The sequence below is a fragment of the Streptomyces sp. NPDC059080 genome (genome assembly GCF_042739975.1).
Taxonomy (GTDB): domain Bacteria; phylum Actinomycetota; class Actinomycetes; order Streptomycetales; family Streptomycetaceae; genus Streptomyces; species Streptomyces benahoarensis.
In genome coordinates, this window is record NZ_JBHYGX010000003.1 from 24,943 (window position 1) to 42,925 (window position 17,983).

A 17,983-nucleotide genomic window follows, 5' to 3' on the forward strand; every position below is an offset into this window, starting at 1 on the left:
AGCGGCTTTTCTCACCCGTCTTCCCGTGCGGCGCAGGAAAGGTTTCCCCTTTCGATGTCAGTGGGGCTGGGGGAGCGGAAGGAAAGGGGTCTCTGTGTGCTTGAGCAAAGAGGTGGAGGAGTGTCGCTCCGGGGGTGAGGGGGATGGTGCGGGAGTGAGTGGGGCCGGTGTGAACGGCGTTGTGGCGCCTGATGTCGGAGGGGATGGGTGTACTCCACCTCGCCTCGATGCGGGAGAATTCGCATACGCACCTTTACGAAAAGCCCGCTCCCGGTGGAGTTCCTCATGTGGTGGAACGGGGCCTCGCGAATTTCCTTGCACCCCCCGGGAGTACCCTCTGTAGCCGCTCAACCGATAACCAGTAGCGATAGTCTTCCCTCAATCCGTGCCGGCCCGGAGGGTTTTCCGGGCGAAGAGAGCGAGCCGCCGTGAGCGACACCACTGTCGGCCTGTGCCGACTCACCGTCCGATCCTCCGACAGGGCCTTCGACATCGGCGTCCCCGTCGATGTGCCCGTCGCCGACCTGCTGCCGGTGCTCGTCGACTACGCGGGCGACGACCTCCACGAAAAGGGCCTGGAGCAGGGGGGTTGGGCCGTCCAGCGTCTGGGCGGGCCCCCGCTGGACGACGAGGGCACCCCGCGCACCCTGGAACTGCGCGACGGCGAGACCCTCTACCTCCGCCCGCGCAACGAGACGCTGCCCGAGGTCGCCTACGACGACCTCGTCGACGGGGTGGGCGAGGCGCTGCGTAAGCGCTCCGACTCCTGGCGGCCCGAACTCACCCGCCGACTGCTCCTCGGCTTCGCCGCGACCGCGCTCGCCGTCGGCCTGGTCATCCTCGCGCTGCCCGGAACGGGCGTGCTGCGTGCCGTGATCGGCGCCGGTCTGGCGCTGCTGCTCATCGTCTGCGCCGGTGCCGCCTCCCGTGCCGTCGGCGACGCCGCCGCGGGCGCGGTGCTCGGCATCATGGCCGTGCCCTACATGACGCTCGCCGGGGCACTGGTGCCGTCCGGTGGCGAGCCCGAAGTCCTGCTGGGCGCACGGTTGCTGGCGGCGGGCGCGGCCGGGGCCGGTGCCTCCGTGCTGGCACTGTCGGCGGTCGCGGCGTGCGCCCCGCTGTTCCTCGGCGCGCTGACCACCACCCTCTTCGTCGCCGTCGGCGGTGCCGGAGTCGTCGCCGGGCTGCCGCTCGCGCACGCCGCCGGTATCGCCGTCCTCTGCGTCCTGGTCTGCGGTGGCCTGGTGCCCGGCCTCGGCTTCCGGCTGTCGGGGCTGCGGCTGCCGGTCCTGCCCTCCAACGCCGACCAGCTCCAGGAGGGCATCGCCCCGCACCCCGCCGAGCAGGTCGCCTCCCGGGCCGTCCTCGCCGACAGCTACATGACCGGTCTCTACGCGGCCCTGGGCCTGGTCTCCGTCGCCTGCCTGACGACCCTCCTCACCGCCCCGGCCGCGGACGGCTGGCCGCCCCGGGCCTGTGCCTGCGTGCTGAGCGTGCTTCTGCTGCTGCACTCCCGCCACTTCGGCAGCCTGTGGCAGCGGCTGGCGATGGTGGTGCCCGGTGTCTACGGACTCGCCCTGGCCGCCACCCTCACCGCGGCGGGCGTCGCCCTTCCCGCGCGGCTCATGCTGGCCGCGGCGCTGCTCACTGCGGGCGCCGTCTCCGCCGTCGCCGCCTGGACGGTGCCGGGCCGCCGCCTGGTGCCGTACTGGGGCCGCATCGGCGATGTGCTGCACACCCTGACCGCCGTCGTCCTCGTTCCGCTGACGATCCTCGTCGCCGGCATCTACCAGCAACTGCGCGCCATCAAGGGCTGATCCGGCCGCATCGGCGACCGCCGGCCGCGCCATGCGGCCGGGGAAGGGGAAATGACATGCAATCCAGGCGGGACCAGGTCCAGGCCCACCTGTTCGTGAGGAGTCGGCTCTCGGCGGGCATGCTCCGCGTCGAACCCGACGCCCCGGACGCGCCCAGCGCCCGCACCAAGCGCGGTCTGCTCGGCGGCGCCGTCGTCGCGGTGCTCGCCGCCATCGGCGTCACCCTCTACGGGGTCGTCTCCCCGGGCGGTGCCACCGCGTGGAAGACACCGGGCACCCTCGTCCTCGTCGACGATTCCACCAGCCGCTACCTCTACGCGAACGGCGCCCTGCACCCGGTGCTCAATGAGGCGTCGGCGAAGCTCATCGCCGGCACCCGGATGACCGTGCAGCACGTCAGCGCCGCCTCCCTCGGCGGCACCCCGCACGGCGCCCCCGTCGGCATCGTCGGCGCACCCGACTCCGTCCCCGCACCCGACGCCCTGGACACCGGTGCCTGGCTGGCGTGCTCCGGGAGCGCCACCGACGCGTACGGCAAGAAACGGACGCTGCTGAGCGTCGCCGTCGGCGGCACGGAAACGGGCCAGGCCCTCGATGACGGCACCGGGACCCTCGTGACGGCGCCGTCGGGCGGCGTGCAGCTCCTCTGGCACGGCACGCGGCACCGCATCGACACCGAGCACGGTGCGCACTCCGCCCTGGGCTGGGCCGACGAGGACCCCCTGCCGGTCAAGGACGACTTCCTCAACACCTTGACCGCGGGCACCGACGTCGCGTCGCCCCCGGTGCCGGGCCGCGGCGGCGACGGCCCTGAGCTGGCCGGTGCGCCCAGCCGCGTCGGCCAGCTCTTCACCGGCTCCGGCGGCCAGCGCTACCTGCTGCGCGAGGAAGGGCTCGTGCCGCTGACACCGCTCCTCTTCGACCTGCTGCGCGGCGACCCCCGTACGCAGAAGGAGGCGTACGACGGCGCCACCGTCGAGGTGCGTGGCATCGGCCCCGCCGATCTCCAGGCCCACCAGGCGTCCTCCGGCCTGGGCAACGCGCTCGCCCAGGGCCTGCCCGCGACGGCGCCGCGCCTGGCGGTGGCGGACCGTACGCAGGACGTCTGCGCCAAGGTCACCCCGGGCGACGGCACCAAGGGCCCGACGACCGGCATCGCCGTCCTGGACGCGAAGGACGTCCCGGCCGGTGCCCCCAACGACCAGCCCGGTGTCCAGGCGGGCTGCCTGCCGTCGGACCGGGTCTGGGTGCGGCCGGGCGGCGGCGCACTGGTGCGGGCGCTGTCCTCGGCGGGTGCCGGGGCCTCCGACTACCTCGTCACCGACTCCGGCACGGTCTACCCGCTTCCCCCGGCGGCGGCCAAGCAGCTGGGCTACGACAACGCCCGGCCGGTAACCGTCCCGGGCCCGCTGGTGCAGCTGCTGCCCACCGGGCCGAGCCTGGACCCGGCCGGTCTCGCCAAGGGCGGCGTCGTGCCCGCAGCGGCGTCCGCGTCCGCGAACTGCCCTGCCGGAAGCGGCACATGAGCACGGCGCGCCGGGGACGGCGGCGCCGCCCGGCGGGCCCCCCGGGGCGGTCGCGGTGCAGACCCGCGCCCGCCCCGAGCCGGTGCGACGACCACGAGGACGGAACCCGTGACGGAGAGAGGACGGAACCCGTGACGGAGAGAGGACGGAACCCGTGACAGAGATCAGGACCACCCGGGATCTCCGGCGGATCTTCGCCGAGTACCCGGAACTGGCCGCGCAGATCGACACCCTGCGCGCCGACGTCGAGCAGATCGCCACGCTGAACAAGAACGGGGCGGGGACGAACGACGAGATCCACGACCAGTACACGAAGATCGCCGACCCGGCCACGGAGGTGCTGCGGAAGGTCGTCTCGCTGATGTCCGACGTCTCGGCCAAGACCGGCGAGGACGGCGACGACGTCATGCGGCTCTTCGAAGCGGCCGAGAACGACAGTCAGCAGCTCGCCAAGGCGTGGGACGTGCTGGAGGCGGCTCAGGACGACGGGCGGCGCGCGGACCCTCGCCTCGCGGCAGGTGACGCGGAGACGTGACCCGGGGGTGCCTGCACCTCGGCTCCGTTCGTCCGGCGCCGCCCCGATCCGGACGGCCGGAGCGAGCGGCGCGGGCGCCCCCTGACGCACCGTCCGAAGCGTTCCCCGACGCGCCCTCTCCCGCACTCCTGCCGCGTTCCGCCATGCTCCACGCGGCGGGCCCCGCCCGCGACACAGCAGCACCAGAAAGGGATCCGCTGTGGCCCTCATGCCGTCCCAGGACGTCATCGACTTCCTCAACGCCATCGGCATGAAATGGCCGCAGGCCGACGAGGACGTGCTCCGCGAGGCCGAGGCCGCCTACCGGAAGACGGCGGGGGACTTCCGGCAGGCCGGGGAGTACTTCATCGAGGTCGCCCAGCGGATCAACGGGGAGTTCAGCGGGGCGAGCGCGGACCAGTTCGGCAACTGGGTGGAGTACCTCTCCTCCGGAGACCACCCGATCCTCGCGGCCGCCGCGGCACAGTGCGAGCAGCTCGCCACGAACGCCGGTGACACCGCCACGGACGTGGAGCACACGAAGTGGTCGATCATCGGCCAGGCCATCGCGATGATCGCGATCCAGGCCGCGATGGCCGCTCTCAGCTTCTTCTTCGGCCCCGGCGTGATGCTCGGTCTGAGCTTCGAGTACGCGATGGTCCAGGAATTCATCATGAACGCGATCGCGGCGTTGCTGCGCTCCATCGCGGCGCAGGCCGTGATCGGTGCCGGAGTGGGCGGCGCGGTCGACCTCGTGATCCAGGGCATCCAGATCGGCCAGGGCCACCGCGACGCCATCGACACGGACCTCCTGAGCCAGGCCACGGTGGCCGGGGCCATCGGCGGCGCCGTCGCCGCGCCGTTCGACCTGATCGGCGTCGGCATCGGCAAGTGGATCGGCAACCGCATCGGCACCGGCGTCAAGGGCGCGCTCGGCAAGGAGTTCGGCCACCTCTTCGAGGGCGCGACCGTCACCCCCGTCGGCCGGCTCGGCAAGGCCGAACGGCAGGCGTTCGCCAAGGACTTCGCCGGTCTCGTCGGCAACACCCAGAACGAACTGGCCAACGGTTTCGGGAAGGGCCTGTTCAGCAAGGGCCCCCTCGGCAGGGGCACCGAGGGCGGCAAGGGCAGCATCGCGCACGCCTTCACCGAGAAGACCGGTGATCTGTTCGCCAAGCACCTCGGCGGCACACCCGTGTCGGCCGGGGGCAGGGCGATGACCGCGGACGAGGCCAGGGCATTCGGCAAGGAGTGGGCGCAGGCATATATCGGCGAGGTGCGCGGGGGCGCCGCCAAGGGCGTGGGCAAGGGCGTGGAGCCCGGCGCGGCCACGGGACTCGGGGCGGGCGCCGGGAAGGAGCTGCCGCTCTCGGCGGAAGAGGTGGCCGCCAAGCACCTCGGCGCCGAGGGCAAGGCGCTCTTCGGCGAGGGCGTCCCCCAGGCCATCCGCGACGTGCTCGGCACCCACCTCGAAGGTGATCTCCGCTACCGCCTCGCCGGACTGGCCGCGGGCACCATGACCGACGGCGCCAACAACGCGCTCTCCGACGCCGTGGTCAACTACACCTACAACGGCACGTTCGAGACGACGGGCGGGGCGTTCCTCGGCGGCATGGTGACGGGCGCCGCGGGCCGTGGCCTGGGTGAGTACGTCATGCCGCCGATCACCCAGCACGCCATCCACCCGGCGATGGCGGCGGTCGGCGGCGGTCTGAAGGCCGTCCACGACCAGGTCGTCAACCCGGCGGTGACGGCCGTGGGCGGGGGCCTGAAGGCCGCCAAGGAGAGCCTGTTCGGCTCGCCTGTGGTGAACGACGAGACCGCTCCGCTGCTGTCGGACACGGGCAGCATCGCCACGACCAGTACCTCGGACTCCGTCACCCTGACCGGGGCGGAGGACGGCAAGGAGTTCTTCGGCAAGGACTCCGGGGGAGACAAGGACGACTCCGGTGCCGGGTTCCCGGGCGCGGGCACGGGCGGTTCCGCCGACAGCGACACCTTCAGCACGGTCTCCCACACCGACACGGTCTTCACCACCCACAGTTCGGACGACGGCTTCACCGGACCGGACGGTGACACTCCCGCGACGCACCTCACCGGCGCCGCGGGGGCGCCCCCGTCGGAGCAGCACGTCGGCGCCCCCGGCCGGAGCGCCGCACCGTCGGCGAACACTCCGCAGAGCGGCGCACCGCACCCGCAGCGGACCGCTTCGCAGGCCGACGCGGGCCACGACCCTGTCCGCACCGGCGCCACGCCCAGGCCGGGCCAGGACGCCGCGGCGGTGCCGTCACCCAAGAAGGTCGCCACCACCGGCAGCAGCACGCAGGGGAAGCCCCCCACCACCGGCGACCACACCCCGCCCACCGCCGCCACCACGCCGCAGCCGCCCACGGCTCACGCCACGGAAAGCGGCACATCGGCGCCCACCGCCGGGAACAACGTCACACCGGCCCAGGGCACCGCGCAGCACACGCCGTCCACGCGCGTCCCGCACCCCGTCACCACCGACTCCGGCACGCCCCTGCCGGCCACCGGGCACCCCACCGCCACCGGACCCGGCACCGAGGTCCTGCCGGACCCCGCCACCGACCTGGTGGACCGGATGATCCGGATCCGCGCGGCCCGGCACACCGCCGGCGTCACCGACGCCCCGGGCGGCGAACCGCACGGCTCCGGGACCTTGTGGGAGGCGGTGTTCGGCGCCGACGGCCCGCTCGCCGGTCACTTCGGCGGCGACACCTCGCCGACCGGCCTGCCGCACGACGACAGCGGCCCGCTGCGCCCGCTGACCGACGGGGAGCGGCAGGAGTGGGTCCAGGAGCAGCTGCTGGCCGCCCAGCGGCCGCTGCCCGCGCCCGAAGAGGTCCTCCGCCGGCATCTGGACGACTTCCTCACCACGCTCCACTCCGACCTGCTGACGGAGTTCACCGCGTCCGAGGAGGCCGCGCGCCACTTCACCCCGGCACCGACGTGGGCGGAGCATTCCGATGCCGCGAAGCGCGCCGGCGACTGGCGCGCGGAGCAGCGCCGGATGGCCGGCGCGTACGAGGGCGAACTGTCGCAGGCGCAGCGGGCCGAGGCCCGGGCGGAGTTCTTCACGAGCGTCTTCGACCAGTGGGCCGGCGACCGGTTCGGCTCCGCCCGGAGCGGGGGCGGAGCCGTCCCCACCGACGCACACCGGCTGATCCCGCACCAGCGGCAGGGCCGGGGCGGCGCGTCGCAGGCCGAGGCCGAGCAGCACTCCGCCGTCCTCCGGCGCCTCCACGACCAGGTGCGGGAACTCGCCGCACGCCACCTCACCCTCGACCGCCACGACCCGCTGTCCTCCCCCGAGAACCTCCGTGCCCACCTCGACCGCGCCTGGGTGATCGAGCACGGCGTGGAGCACCTGAGCACCTGGTCCGAGGCGGCGTTCGGCAACTGGCGCGACGGCCTCACCCCGGAGTCCCGGGCCCTGCTGGACGAGACCGAAACCGGTGCCGCCACCTCGCACCCCGACGACGCCCACCTCCTGCACCTGCCGCAGACCCGAGGGGAGACCCTGCTCACCGAGGCACAGCACGCCTTCGAGCAGCAGGCCCGCGCCCTCCTGGAACAACTCCTCGGCACCGGACCGCTGCGTACCGGCCCGCAGCAGCTGATCGCCACCCTTGACGCACTGAGCGAGGGCGCGTTCCGTGCCGAGGTACTGACCGAACACCTGGGGGCACAGGCGGAGCCGGTGGGCGCGGCGCTCGACACGGCCCTGACCACACTGCACCACACCCTCGACGAGACCCTTCGGGACGCCGTCCACCGCCGGGGCGCGGAGGAGTACGTCGAGCGGACGCTCCGGTCCGTCACCCGTAGCGCCGGGCCCGTGGCCCGGGAGACGGAGTCGGACGCGCCGTCGCCGCTCTCCGACGGCGGCCGCGAACGGCTCCGCCGCCGGTGGTGGGACGCGTACGACCGGGACCGGCAGGAGCTGTACGGCCCTCCGGGCAGCAGGAAGCGGCCCACCGAGGGCGACCCGGAGCAGGACAGCTGGTACGCCCGACGCCGGGCCCGCGAGGTGGAGCTGCACCGCGAGGTGGAGCTGCAGATCGCCAAGGAGACCGCGGCGAAGGACGCCGTCACGGCGGTCGAGCAGGCCGCGGACACCTGGCAGCAGGCCCTGGAGGTGGTACCCGAGGAGATCAAGGCGAAGTTCGGGGGAGCGTTTGCGCTGCACGGACAGCAGCCCGCCTCGATGGAGGCACGGCGCACCGCCGCGCGCACGCTCGGCGCCGCGCTCCACCAGCGACTCGACGCCTGGGCCCAGGACAAGAACCGCGACCCCGCAGAGATCGGCCACCTGCTGGAGGAGTACACCCGGCCGGAGACGGTACGGCGCCGGATCGCGCTCGCGACGGCCCGCGCCGAGGCGGCCCGCGCCGCCCGCGCGGAGGCCGAACAGCTCGCCGCCGACGAGGCCGAGTACCTGGCACCGGACGCCCGGGACCGCTTCGTCACCGAGCACGTCGACCGCGTCACCGCACAGTTCGACGCCCTCTTCACCCCCGACACGGTCTTCGGCACGGCTCGGCAGACACCCTCCCGGCTGCTGACGGACCCGACCGCCGCCGGCCCTGACGGCCCTGACGGCCCTGACGGCACGAACGGTACGAACGGCACGACGGGTACGGAGAGCGGGGCCGCGGACACCGCCTCCGAGGGGCCGGGAGCGAAGTACGGCACGGCGGGGACGGAGCACGGTGCGCCGGAGGCGGAGCGCGACGCGCGCTCCTTCCACGAGGCGTTCGCCGCTTGGACGGACGGCCACGGCAGCCTCAGCGGTGAGCTGAAGACCCGGCTGCTCTTCGAGGTCAGCGCCACCGACGGCCTGGGGGCCTGGGCCGATGGCTTCGGCGGCGCGGCAGCCGGACGCGCCGTCCCCCAGGACGAGTTGCGGCACATCGGGTCCCGCACCCGCGAGGACTGGTTCACCACGTTCCGGAAGACCTGGGGCCCCGACGACCTCGACGCCGCACGTTGGCTCGCCCACGAACGCGCACACAAGGACCGCTTCGGCGTCGCCACCGCCTCCGCCCAGGAGACGGGGGCCGCCCTCACCCACGCCGGCCCCCACCCGGACCCCGATGAGATCTTCGGGCTGCTCACCGAGCAGAACCGGACGGACGACGGCACACGCACCACGGAGCCCGGGGCCCGGGACACCGAGCCCCGGAGCGAGGAGGAACAGGAGGCGCTGCGCGAGCTGCACGGGCAGGTGGCCCGGCCCGGAGAAGTCCTCGACCGCGCGCGCAGGACCGGGATGTCCGCACAGGAGCTGGTGGAGCAGATCATGAGCCGGCGCCGGGCGCCGGACGACCCGGCCCACGCGCAGCTGCTCTCCCTGGCGGACGCCCTCCTGAAATGGCCGCCGGTGATCGTCGAGGGCGGTGTGGGGACGCCCGAGACCCGTGCCCGGCGCGAGGCCACACGCCTGGCACGCCAAGAGGTGCTGGACGCTCTGCTCGACGAGGGGGCGGAGGCCGCACGGCAGCGTGCCTACGAACTTTCCGAGCGCGAACGGGAGAGGGCGCTGGCGCTGCTCCCGAAGGAGCGGCAGGACGAACTGGCCACAGCCCGCGGCGGAGAGACGGAGCAGGAGCAGCAGGAGCGGCGGCGGGCCGCGACGTGGATCGACTCGGAGGGGCGCCGCCTGACCCGCGTGCCGGGCGGCATGTCGCAGCGGCCTTCCGGGGGTGGTGGTTCCCAGGGCCCCGGGCCGGGGGAAGCGGGGCCGTCGTCCTCGCGGTCGGCACCGGTGCCGCGCGTCACCGAGGGCTTTCTGCATCGCCTCCGGCACGGTGATGCGGCCCGCGGCGTCCCCGCCCGGACGCTCCCGAACGCCGACGACCGGGACAGCGGCGGCTTCGCGTACCAGCCGCGCAAGAAGGGGGACCCGGCAACGCGGCAGTGGGTGCCCTGGGAGGACGCGAACGGCGTGGTGAAGGTCCGGGTGCGGCAGCTGCCCCCGCCGGCCGCGGCCGCGGAACCGTCCGGCTCGGAGAGCGCCCCGGTCGGGGAGCACGCCCCCGACCGGGGGGAGCTGATCGAGTTCTTCCCGGTGCGGTGGTCGTCCGAAGAGCTGGAATCGGCTCTGGAACGGGGACATGCCCATGCGCTGGAGACGGGGGAGGTCACCCCGCACCACGGCGGCTACCTCTGGCGCGGTATCGGAAACGGCGTGCGCATCGACGGGTTCGTGCGCGACGGGGAACACGTCTGGGCCCGGCCGTCCCGCCACGCCCTGCAGCCGACCGGCCGGTGGGACGCCCGCAACGCCGCCGCGAACAGTGCCCCGACGCGGGTGTGGCTGTCGCCGCACCGCGACGTGCCCGGCGCGATCCGGTATGTGCTGTCGCCGGACGGCGACCTCGGCATGGAGCTGTCCGTCACGGTGCCCCGGCCTCCGGCGGAAAGCGGCATCGACGACGCGCAGTACCGCTCCGCCGTGCAGAAGCTGCGGGAGCATCTCCACGAGGTGCACCACACGGTGACGGGCACCGAGCTCCCCCTGACCTTCACGGTGGACGAGGCGCTGCCCGGCACCGGGACCGACACCAGCCTCCACGCCTTCTTCCGGCAGGAGAACGGCGTGGACCTCGACGACGTGGCGTACCACCTGTTCCGCATGGAGCCGAGCGCCGTGCAGATCGACGAGAACCTGAGGTTTCTGCGCCGGAAGGCCCCGGTGCCCACGCGCGAGGACCAGTGGCACACGCTCCGTCAGGGACTGCGGGACAGGGCGGTGCAGCGCTGGAAGGCGGCAGGCATCGCCGCCCTGGGCCGCGACAAGGAGTTCAGCGCTCTCGCGGACGCCTCGCACGAAACGGCCGGCCACGCCGGTGCGCCGGGCACGGACGGCCCCCAGGAACCGGGCACCCCGGGCGGCGGCAGCGGGCCGGGCAACGGCGGCCCCGGCACCGGTGGATCACCCGCGCCCGGTGCGGCGCCGCACCGCCCGGCGTCCGCCGCGGGCCACGCGAACGAGACGCTCCGCAGCTCCGCGACGGCTGCCACGCCGGCGCCGCCCGCCCAGTCCGCCACCGCGGCGACGTTCCCCGGCCCGGAGGTGCCCTTCCCGCTGAGCCAGGAGCTGGAACCGCGTCCCACTCCGGACGAGTGGGCGCAGGGCGACCTCACCCGTTCCCACGACGCGCGGCGTCAGCTCCGCACCCACCTGGCGACCTGGGAGCAGTCGCGGCAGCCGGAGACCGCCCGGACCCTTTCGCCGCGGCTGCCCGGCGAGGGACACGTCTCGTACTGGAAGCGCAAGCAGCAGCTGGACGCGTTCCTCGACGCGCACTCCGCGCTCATCGACGGCTGGGACGGCCCGCACCGCGACACCGCCGTGGCCCGCTTCCTGGCCGAGCAGGTGACGCCGTGGACGGTCAAGGGGACCGGACCGTCCGGGAAAAAGGCCACGCCCCCGCCCGTCCCGGCCCTGAGGGAACTGCGCCGCTCCGGGGCCGGCCCCGAGCAATTGCTCGACCATCTCCAGCGAACGGCCGACCCCGAACTCGCCCGGACGCTCCTGGGCATTGCTTACTCCCAGGACTCCCTGCTGGAATTCCGGACGGAACAGGCCGTCAAGCGGGCCCGGCAATTCCTGCGGCTGGTGGGGCCGCCCACCGGCGAGGACGCCGGGCGGGCCCTGCCCGTGGACGCGCTGCTGACCGCGACGCTGCTGGAAGATGCCGAGGTGCGGATCGACGACAACTTCGAGCGGTTGCCGGTCGAGGAGGTCTTCTCCTCGCTGAGCGACGTCTTCGGCGGCAAGGAAGCCGTCCGCACGGCGCTGGAGGCGCTCGACGCCCGCCGCGTGTTCGATGCGTATTTCAGGGGTGCCGCCGGACCGCAGGACGTCTTCCAGCACCTCGTGTCCGTCGAGTCCCGGCTCTCCGGCCGGGACGACGACAACATCCCCACCGCGCTCCCGGACACCCTGGCGGACCGTCTGCGCGATCTCTTCCACGAACTCCACCAGTTCTTCCAGGCGTACGCCTCCGTGCCGTACGCGGACGGCGAGCTCACCCCGGACGCCGCCGTGCACACGGCCGGCCCGGAGTTCGCCTCCACCTGGTACGCGAACGGCAATCGCAGCCTGGCCCGCACGCACGACGTCGTCGGGCTGTTCCGCTACGAGGGTGTCCACCAGGAGCGCTACGAAGAGCTGGCGCGGCTGTTCGCGACGCGGGATCAGATCCGCCAGGGGTACCAGGCCCTGAAGGGGGAGCAGATCCTTGAGCAGCGCTGGCGCCAGGGCTGGCTGCTCGCCGATGATCCGCTGACCCGCCTCACCAGGGACGATGTGCTCGACGCGTACGACTACAGGCGGCTCTATCTGCGGATGGGTGACCCGCAACGCGGCACAGCCGACCGGCTGGGGCAGGGCACGGCGGCGCCCGGGGCCGGGGTTGCGCTGACCGCCGTCGCCCAATTGGCCGTCAAAGCCCTCCCGCACGACTTCCGGGAGCTGCTCGCCGAGCGCGACCTCGACGCCGTGGCCACCGCCTCCGTCGCCGCGGCCGGTATGCGGCTGCTGCCCACCCGTACCGGGCCCGTCAAGCGGCTGATGTCCGTCCGGCAGATGCCGTTCCACGTCGGCGAGGAGCTGAATCTGGAGTTCGACACCGCGGTACCGGCACAGGACCCGGCCCCCGGGCAGCACGGTCCGGGGCAGTCGGCGCACAGCCCTTCCGGGAACATGGAGGTCACTTTCGAGGGTTTCGACACCGTCGATACGTCCGCCCTGTTCCGGGAAGGTGTCACGGGGCCGGTGCTGTTCCGCCCGGGTACCCGCGGTGTGATCGTCTCCTCGGAGAGGGCACCGGACCTCGATCGCACGGTCACGCCGGAAGGGGGTGGCCAGGTGGTGTTCTACCCCGGCATCCGGTTCAAGGCGGTGCCGCTCGTCGCCGCGCTCCCGCCCCTCCAGGTGCACGCTCCCTCGGTGACGTTCTGGCGGTGGATGACCTCGCTCGGCCCGATAGTCGCCCAGCGCTTCGAACTGCGGCGCTTCGAGCTGGGCGACGGCAGCCGGCTCAGCCGCCTTGCCATCCGGGCGCGACTCACCCGCCACGAGGGGGTCACCCCGCAGGAAGCGGAGCGGAAGAAGGACCAGTCCGCGGTCGCGCTGATGCTGTACCACAACGTCGGGCACCGCTTCCCCAACGGTGACCTGGTGCATTTCACCGTGGAGTTCGTCGGGGAGAAGGCCGTCGCCCACCATCAGGTGCATCTGTATCCGGGCTCCGGCCGGGAGAACAACACCACGTGGTTCGCGAACACCAGGACGGACGTGATCGCGCACGAGTGGGGGCACGACTTCGGCGCCGCGGACTGGTACCGGGACACGCGGATCCGCCCCACGGACGAGGACGGCTCGCTCATGTCGTCGACCTTCGTCGACAAGTGGGACCGCGTCCCGAGCTCGGAGCTGCCGTCCGCGATCCATCGGACGACCCCGAACCTGCGGTGGTCGTCGTACGACCTCGCGATGCTCTGGGCATCCTGCGTACGGGCGGAGCTCGCCCAGGCACGCAGGACGGGCGAGGAACACCCCTCGTCGGGCTGGAGCGACTCTCTGACCGGCTTCTTGACGCGGGGCGTGGTCCCGACGGAGGCGCTGCTGCTCTCGCCCGAGGAGGTGAACGCCGCGGTGGGCGACACCCCCGGGTCCGGGCCCTCCGCCCCCGGCGGGGGCACCGTTCCGCTGGAGGTGCGGCACAAGGTGCTGTGGGGCGATCCCGACGCCAACCGGCCCGGACGGCTGGCGCCGCGCAACCACTCGACGTTCCGCGCACGTCCGCGGCGCGTCGCTGGGTCGATGCGGCCCAACCACACCTACCTGGCGACGTTCCGGAGCCGACCGTCGGGCGCCAAGGACCACGTCGCCCACCACAGCGCGGCCGGCGACCTCCTGAGCCCCTCGGCCAAGCCGGAAGAGCAGCCGGAAGAGTCGGATGTGACGGTGCTGATGTTCCCCGACACCATGACCGAGGACGAGGTCGTCCACACGGCCCGTCAGGCATATCTCGACTGGCGCAGGCGGGGCGGCACCCCCGACACGACCACCGACGAGACCGAGTTCGACGGCATCTACCACGGCCTGCGCATCCGCGGCGTGGTCGATGCCACCGGCACCCTCCTCGACTTCGTGCCGCACGAGGACCAGACCGACCCGGGCACCGGGCGCCCCCTCCAGGCGCCCCTCTTCCGAGACGAACTGCCCGCTTCCCTGCCCCACGACATGCCGCGCATCACTCCCACCCTGGAAAAGTTCGTCCTCTACGGAGACCGCGGCAAGGGCGTCGGCGGCCACCACTTCTTCCACGACACCATCCCGATGGCGAAAGGCATCTGGTACGAAGAGCCGTCGGCCGGTAACCAGAACGGCACCGTCTTCACCGTGGTGCGGTTCCTCAAGGCGACCATCCGCCCCGCCACCGAGAAGGCCGACGCCACGCCGTGGCACCCGGCCGCCGATGCCGACAGGAGTGGGCGGCACCTCCTCTTCCCGCGGGACTGGGATGCGGACACGCTGTGGAACGCGGTCCAGGACGCCCACACCAGGGCCCTGGACAGTGGCCGGTTCCTCTGGCAGATGGGCCAACTCGACCGGCCCCACGCCGGATACCTGTGGACGGGCGAGAGCAACGGCGTCCGTATCCAGGGCTACACCCTTGAAGGCCGGCACGTCTGGGTACGGCCCGCCCCGCACCAACCGCGGCTGACCTGGGAGTCCAGGGGCAGCGAAGAGAACGTGTGCGCGGAGCGGCAGCCTCTCACGCTGCCGCTCCAGGACGGGACGACACTCGACTTCTCCGTCTCGCACGTCGCGCTCCACGACGGCGACCTGGCCCTGCTGTTCGAAGCCGCACTGCCCGTGCCGGAATCCCTTCCCGGGAGCTACAGTCGCTCGGTGGCCGAGCTGGTGCAGCAGGCCCAGGCCACGGTCGACCGGACGTACAACCAGGAGCGCCGGGGCGACGGGTACCCGCTGATCCGCTTCAAGATCGTCATGGCCGGCAGGCCCGGTGACCTGCAGGATGAGACGTTCTGGAAACTCAGGGGCCTCCTTGAGGAGCAGCATCAGCCGGAGCAGAACGCCGAACGTCTTCTGGGCTTCGCGTTGACCCGACCGAGCATCGGGGCTCTGCTGGCCGCCGCCCTCCAGCAGACACCGATGCCGGATCCGGCCCAGCCAGGAGGCTGGCGGTCCGACGACGACCGGGAGGCGGTCGTCGAAGCGCTGTTCAACCGTTCTGTGGAGAGTCTCACCACAGATCCGCAGGTGGCGCTGTTGCTGGACGCCTACCCGGCCGACAAGGAAGCGCCGCACGCCACCCGCCACGACACCGTCACGTACCTGCTCGCCCAGCGGCGGCACAAGTTCAGTACGCATGCATGGGACAAGACGGAGGCCGATCTGAAGGACCTGCCCGCCGGGCTCACCGCGGACGATGCCCGCCTCCTCGCCTTCCGTGTGGCCCGTCGGGGCCGGGCCTGGAACACGACACCCGAGTACCACACCGATGAGGTGCCGGGCCACGACGACCTGTCGATCAAGGTGCAGGTGGATACCGCCGGAATCGTCCGCGACTTCTGGATCGAGAAGGACGGAGCGGAGCCGTCCTCTCCCGCCGCGGCTGCCTCCCACGGCGACGGCGCCGACGCTGACATCGAGATGTCCGACCGGGGGACGGGGCAGGGCGGCGCCGACATCTTCGAGGTGCTGAGCGGTGGCCCGTCGACGCCCGACGCGGGGTCCGAGCCCTCACCGGTAGGGGGAGACTCCGGGCCCGGGGCCACGGATCCGGTGGACCAGGAGACCACTGACATGGACCTGGACAGCCCCGAGCCGCCTGACGGCGATGTCACCCCGCACCGCACCAAGCGGCGGAGGTACGAAGATGGGCCCTGACACCCACCGCGTGCCGTACGGGGTCGGCCGGTTGTGCGCGGGCAGTGGCGCGCGGGCGGTGGCGCGCGCGTCGCGGGAGTCCGGCCGCTGCCCGAGCGGCGCACCACGGCAGGTCCCGGACGCGTCCCGTAGGGGACGGCCGCCCGGCCCTCCCCGTCCGTACGTCCACACATCCACGCAGAGCAACAGCAGAAGAGGAGATGATGGCGCCCATGGAGCCGGAAGAGTCCCGTAAGGGGGGCGGCGCGCAGCGGAATTCGGCCGATGTGCCGGCGGCGGACGGCGAGGCCACCGCCGTCGAAGCGGCCGCGGCGGACGTGCCCGCCGCGCCGTCGGCCAGGGGAGTCGGCAGGCCGCCCGCCACGGACGGCGCGACCGTGCCCGTCGTCTCCGCGGACCCCACGTCCGCCGCCCGGCGCCTCCCCGACGCCGCCTCGCGTGCCGCGACCGCGGGGGCGACGGAGACGGCGGCCGGCTCCGGCCGGGCGACGGCTGCCACGTCCGCCGCGTCGACCGTCGCGTCGGCCGAGTCCGACACCGCGACGGGCCTGGTGGCGACGGGCGGCCGGTTGTCCAAACCGATGGTGGCCGCCGCAGGCATCGCCGGCGCGCTGCTCCTCTGTTCCCCCTTCCTCATCTCCCAGTTGACCGGTCACCACGACGACGACGGGAAGCCGCCGGCCGCCGCGTCCGAGTACGACGGGCAGGGCCATGGCGCCGGAGTGGTGCCGGGTGCCGATCAGCCGCAGGGCCATCAGGGGCAGCCCGACGGCGGTGCGGCGTCGGGCGGTTCCGGTGACGGCGGGCAGGGCGGAGCCCCGGCGGGCGGCGACTCCGCCACTTATACCGCGATGGCCGGGCCGGGCTGCACCGACAAGTCCACCGGCTACAAGGAGCACGGCACCTACGCCGACGGCGACGCGGGGTGGACGACGCACAAGAGCGGCGGCTGGAAGAAGGACGGTTGCGACGGCTCGTTCGTCTCCGTGCCGATGGCCGGTGACAAGGGTGACGACGGCAACTACACGCTGTGGACCTTCGCCACCGGGCCGGTGACGTCCGGGAGTTGCCAGGTGCGGGTCCACGTGCCCAAGGACGACGACATGAAGCATGTCGGCGGGCACCCGACCCACTATTCGGTGTTCGCTTCCGGCGCCGCGACCGGTACGGCGCTGGGGGACTTCACCGTCGACCAGACCAAGAAGCGCGGTGACTGGGCGTCCGGTGGCACCTTCCAGGTCAGCGGCGGTCACCTCGCCGTCAAACTCCACACCCAGGGCGTCGACTTCGGCTCCGGCTTCGACGGCGCCCACCACGCGGCGTCCGCCGTCGCCGTGCGGTGCACCGGCTGACGCCCGTATCGCGCCCGGTTGCCGGGCCGTCCCCGACGTCCGCCGTGGCGTCGGGGACGGCGGCGCCGAGGGGCGGGACGCCGATCCGCCGGCGCGTGCCGGGTGGTGACACCTCTTCAGGGGACACCCTCTGTTCACCTGGAATTTATAGGGGTCGGTAGGGGTGGGAGTGCGCTGTGTGGCGGGTTCGGGGGCTGGAACAATGGTGGGGGACGACCAGGGCCGCGCGGTGAGCGGGCGGCCGGGCCCGTACCACGGTGGTCCCGCCCGGGCCGGAAACGGAACACCGCCGGGCGACCGGAGGGCGGAGCGCTCCGGGGAACCACGGGGCGGCGGGACGGCCGCAGGAGACGGTGCGACGCCTTCGGGCGGAGCCTTTCCCACCTGGTGCGGAGGCAACCGAATCGGGCCGACGGCGGTCCTGATCACCGAGTTGGGCGAGCGGGGCGCGAGCCGTCCCGGAACACGGACACAGCGGCGGGCGGGTACAAGCGGAACGGCGGCAGGGCGGCCGGTCCGCCCGCCGGACATCCGGCCGCGGCGCGCGGCGAGCGAGAGGAATGAGATGGGTATCGCTTCCGAGGCGGACACGGACGCGGGGCGGACCGCGCCGGAGGAGGCCGACGCCATCGCGGTCGTCGGAATGTCCTGCCGATTCCCCGGGGTGGACGGCCCCGACACTTTCTGGCGGCTGCTCCACGACGGCCCGGGGGCGTCCGGCGGGCCGGGGGGGGGGGGGGGCGGGGGCGCGCCCCCGGGGCCCCCCGCGCCGCCCGGGCCCCGCCCCGCCCCCCCCCGCCCGCGGCCGCCGCCCCCCCCCC

General features: G+C 73.2%; 6 protein-coding genes. All 6 read left to right on the plus strand.

The genetic code is table 11. The features are described 5' to 3' along the window. The first annotated feature begins 428 nt into the window (after positions 1-428). Positions 429-1,817 carry a type VII secretion integral membrane protein EccD gene (gene eccD / locus ACFWWQ_RS02635; protein ID WP_384588921.1) on the plus strand — a complete coding sequence of 463 codons (1,389 nt, stop codon included), beginning with the start codon at positions 429-431 and terminating at the stop codon, positions 1,815-1,817. A 56-nt stretch (positions 1,818-1,873) separates the two neighbouring features. After that, complete coding sequence (gene eccB / locus ACFWWQ_RS02640; protein ID WP_384588923.1) at positions 1,874-3,343, plus strand: type VII secretion protein EccB; 1,470 nt, start codon at positions 1,874-1,876, stop codon at positions 3,341-3,343. Positions 3,344-3,497: 154 nt separating this feature from the next. Then, positions 3,498-3,878, plus strand: a complete 381-nt coding sequence (locus ACFWWQ_RS02645; RefSeq protein WP_384588926.1) for a hypothetical protein — start codon at positions 3,498-3,500, stop codon at positions 3,876-3,878. Positions 3,879-4,077: 199 nt separating this feature from the next. Then, positions 4,078-15,810 (plus strand): hypothetical protein, encoded by an 11,733-nt coding sequence (locus tag ACFWWQ_RS02650; protein WP_384588928.1) that lies wholly within the window; start codon positions 4,078-4,080, stop codon positions 15,808-15,810. Between the two features lie 212 nt (positions 15,811-16,022). Then, positions 16,023-17,162, plus strand: a complete 1,140-nt coding sequence (locus ACFWWQ_RS02655) for a hypothetical protein (RefSeq protein ID WP_384588931.1) — start codon at positions 16,023-16,025, stop codon at positions 17,160-17,162. Between the two features lie 565 nt (positions 17,163-17,727). Continuing rightward, on the plus strand, positions 17,728-17,983 hold a 256-nt coding region (locus tag ACFWWQ_RS02660), incomplete at its 3' end, for a beta-ketoacyl synthase N-terminal-like domain-containing protein (protein WP_384589495.1).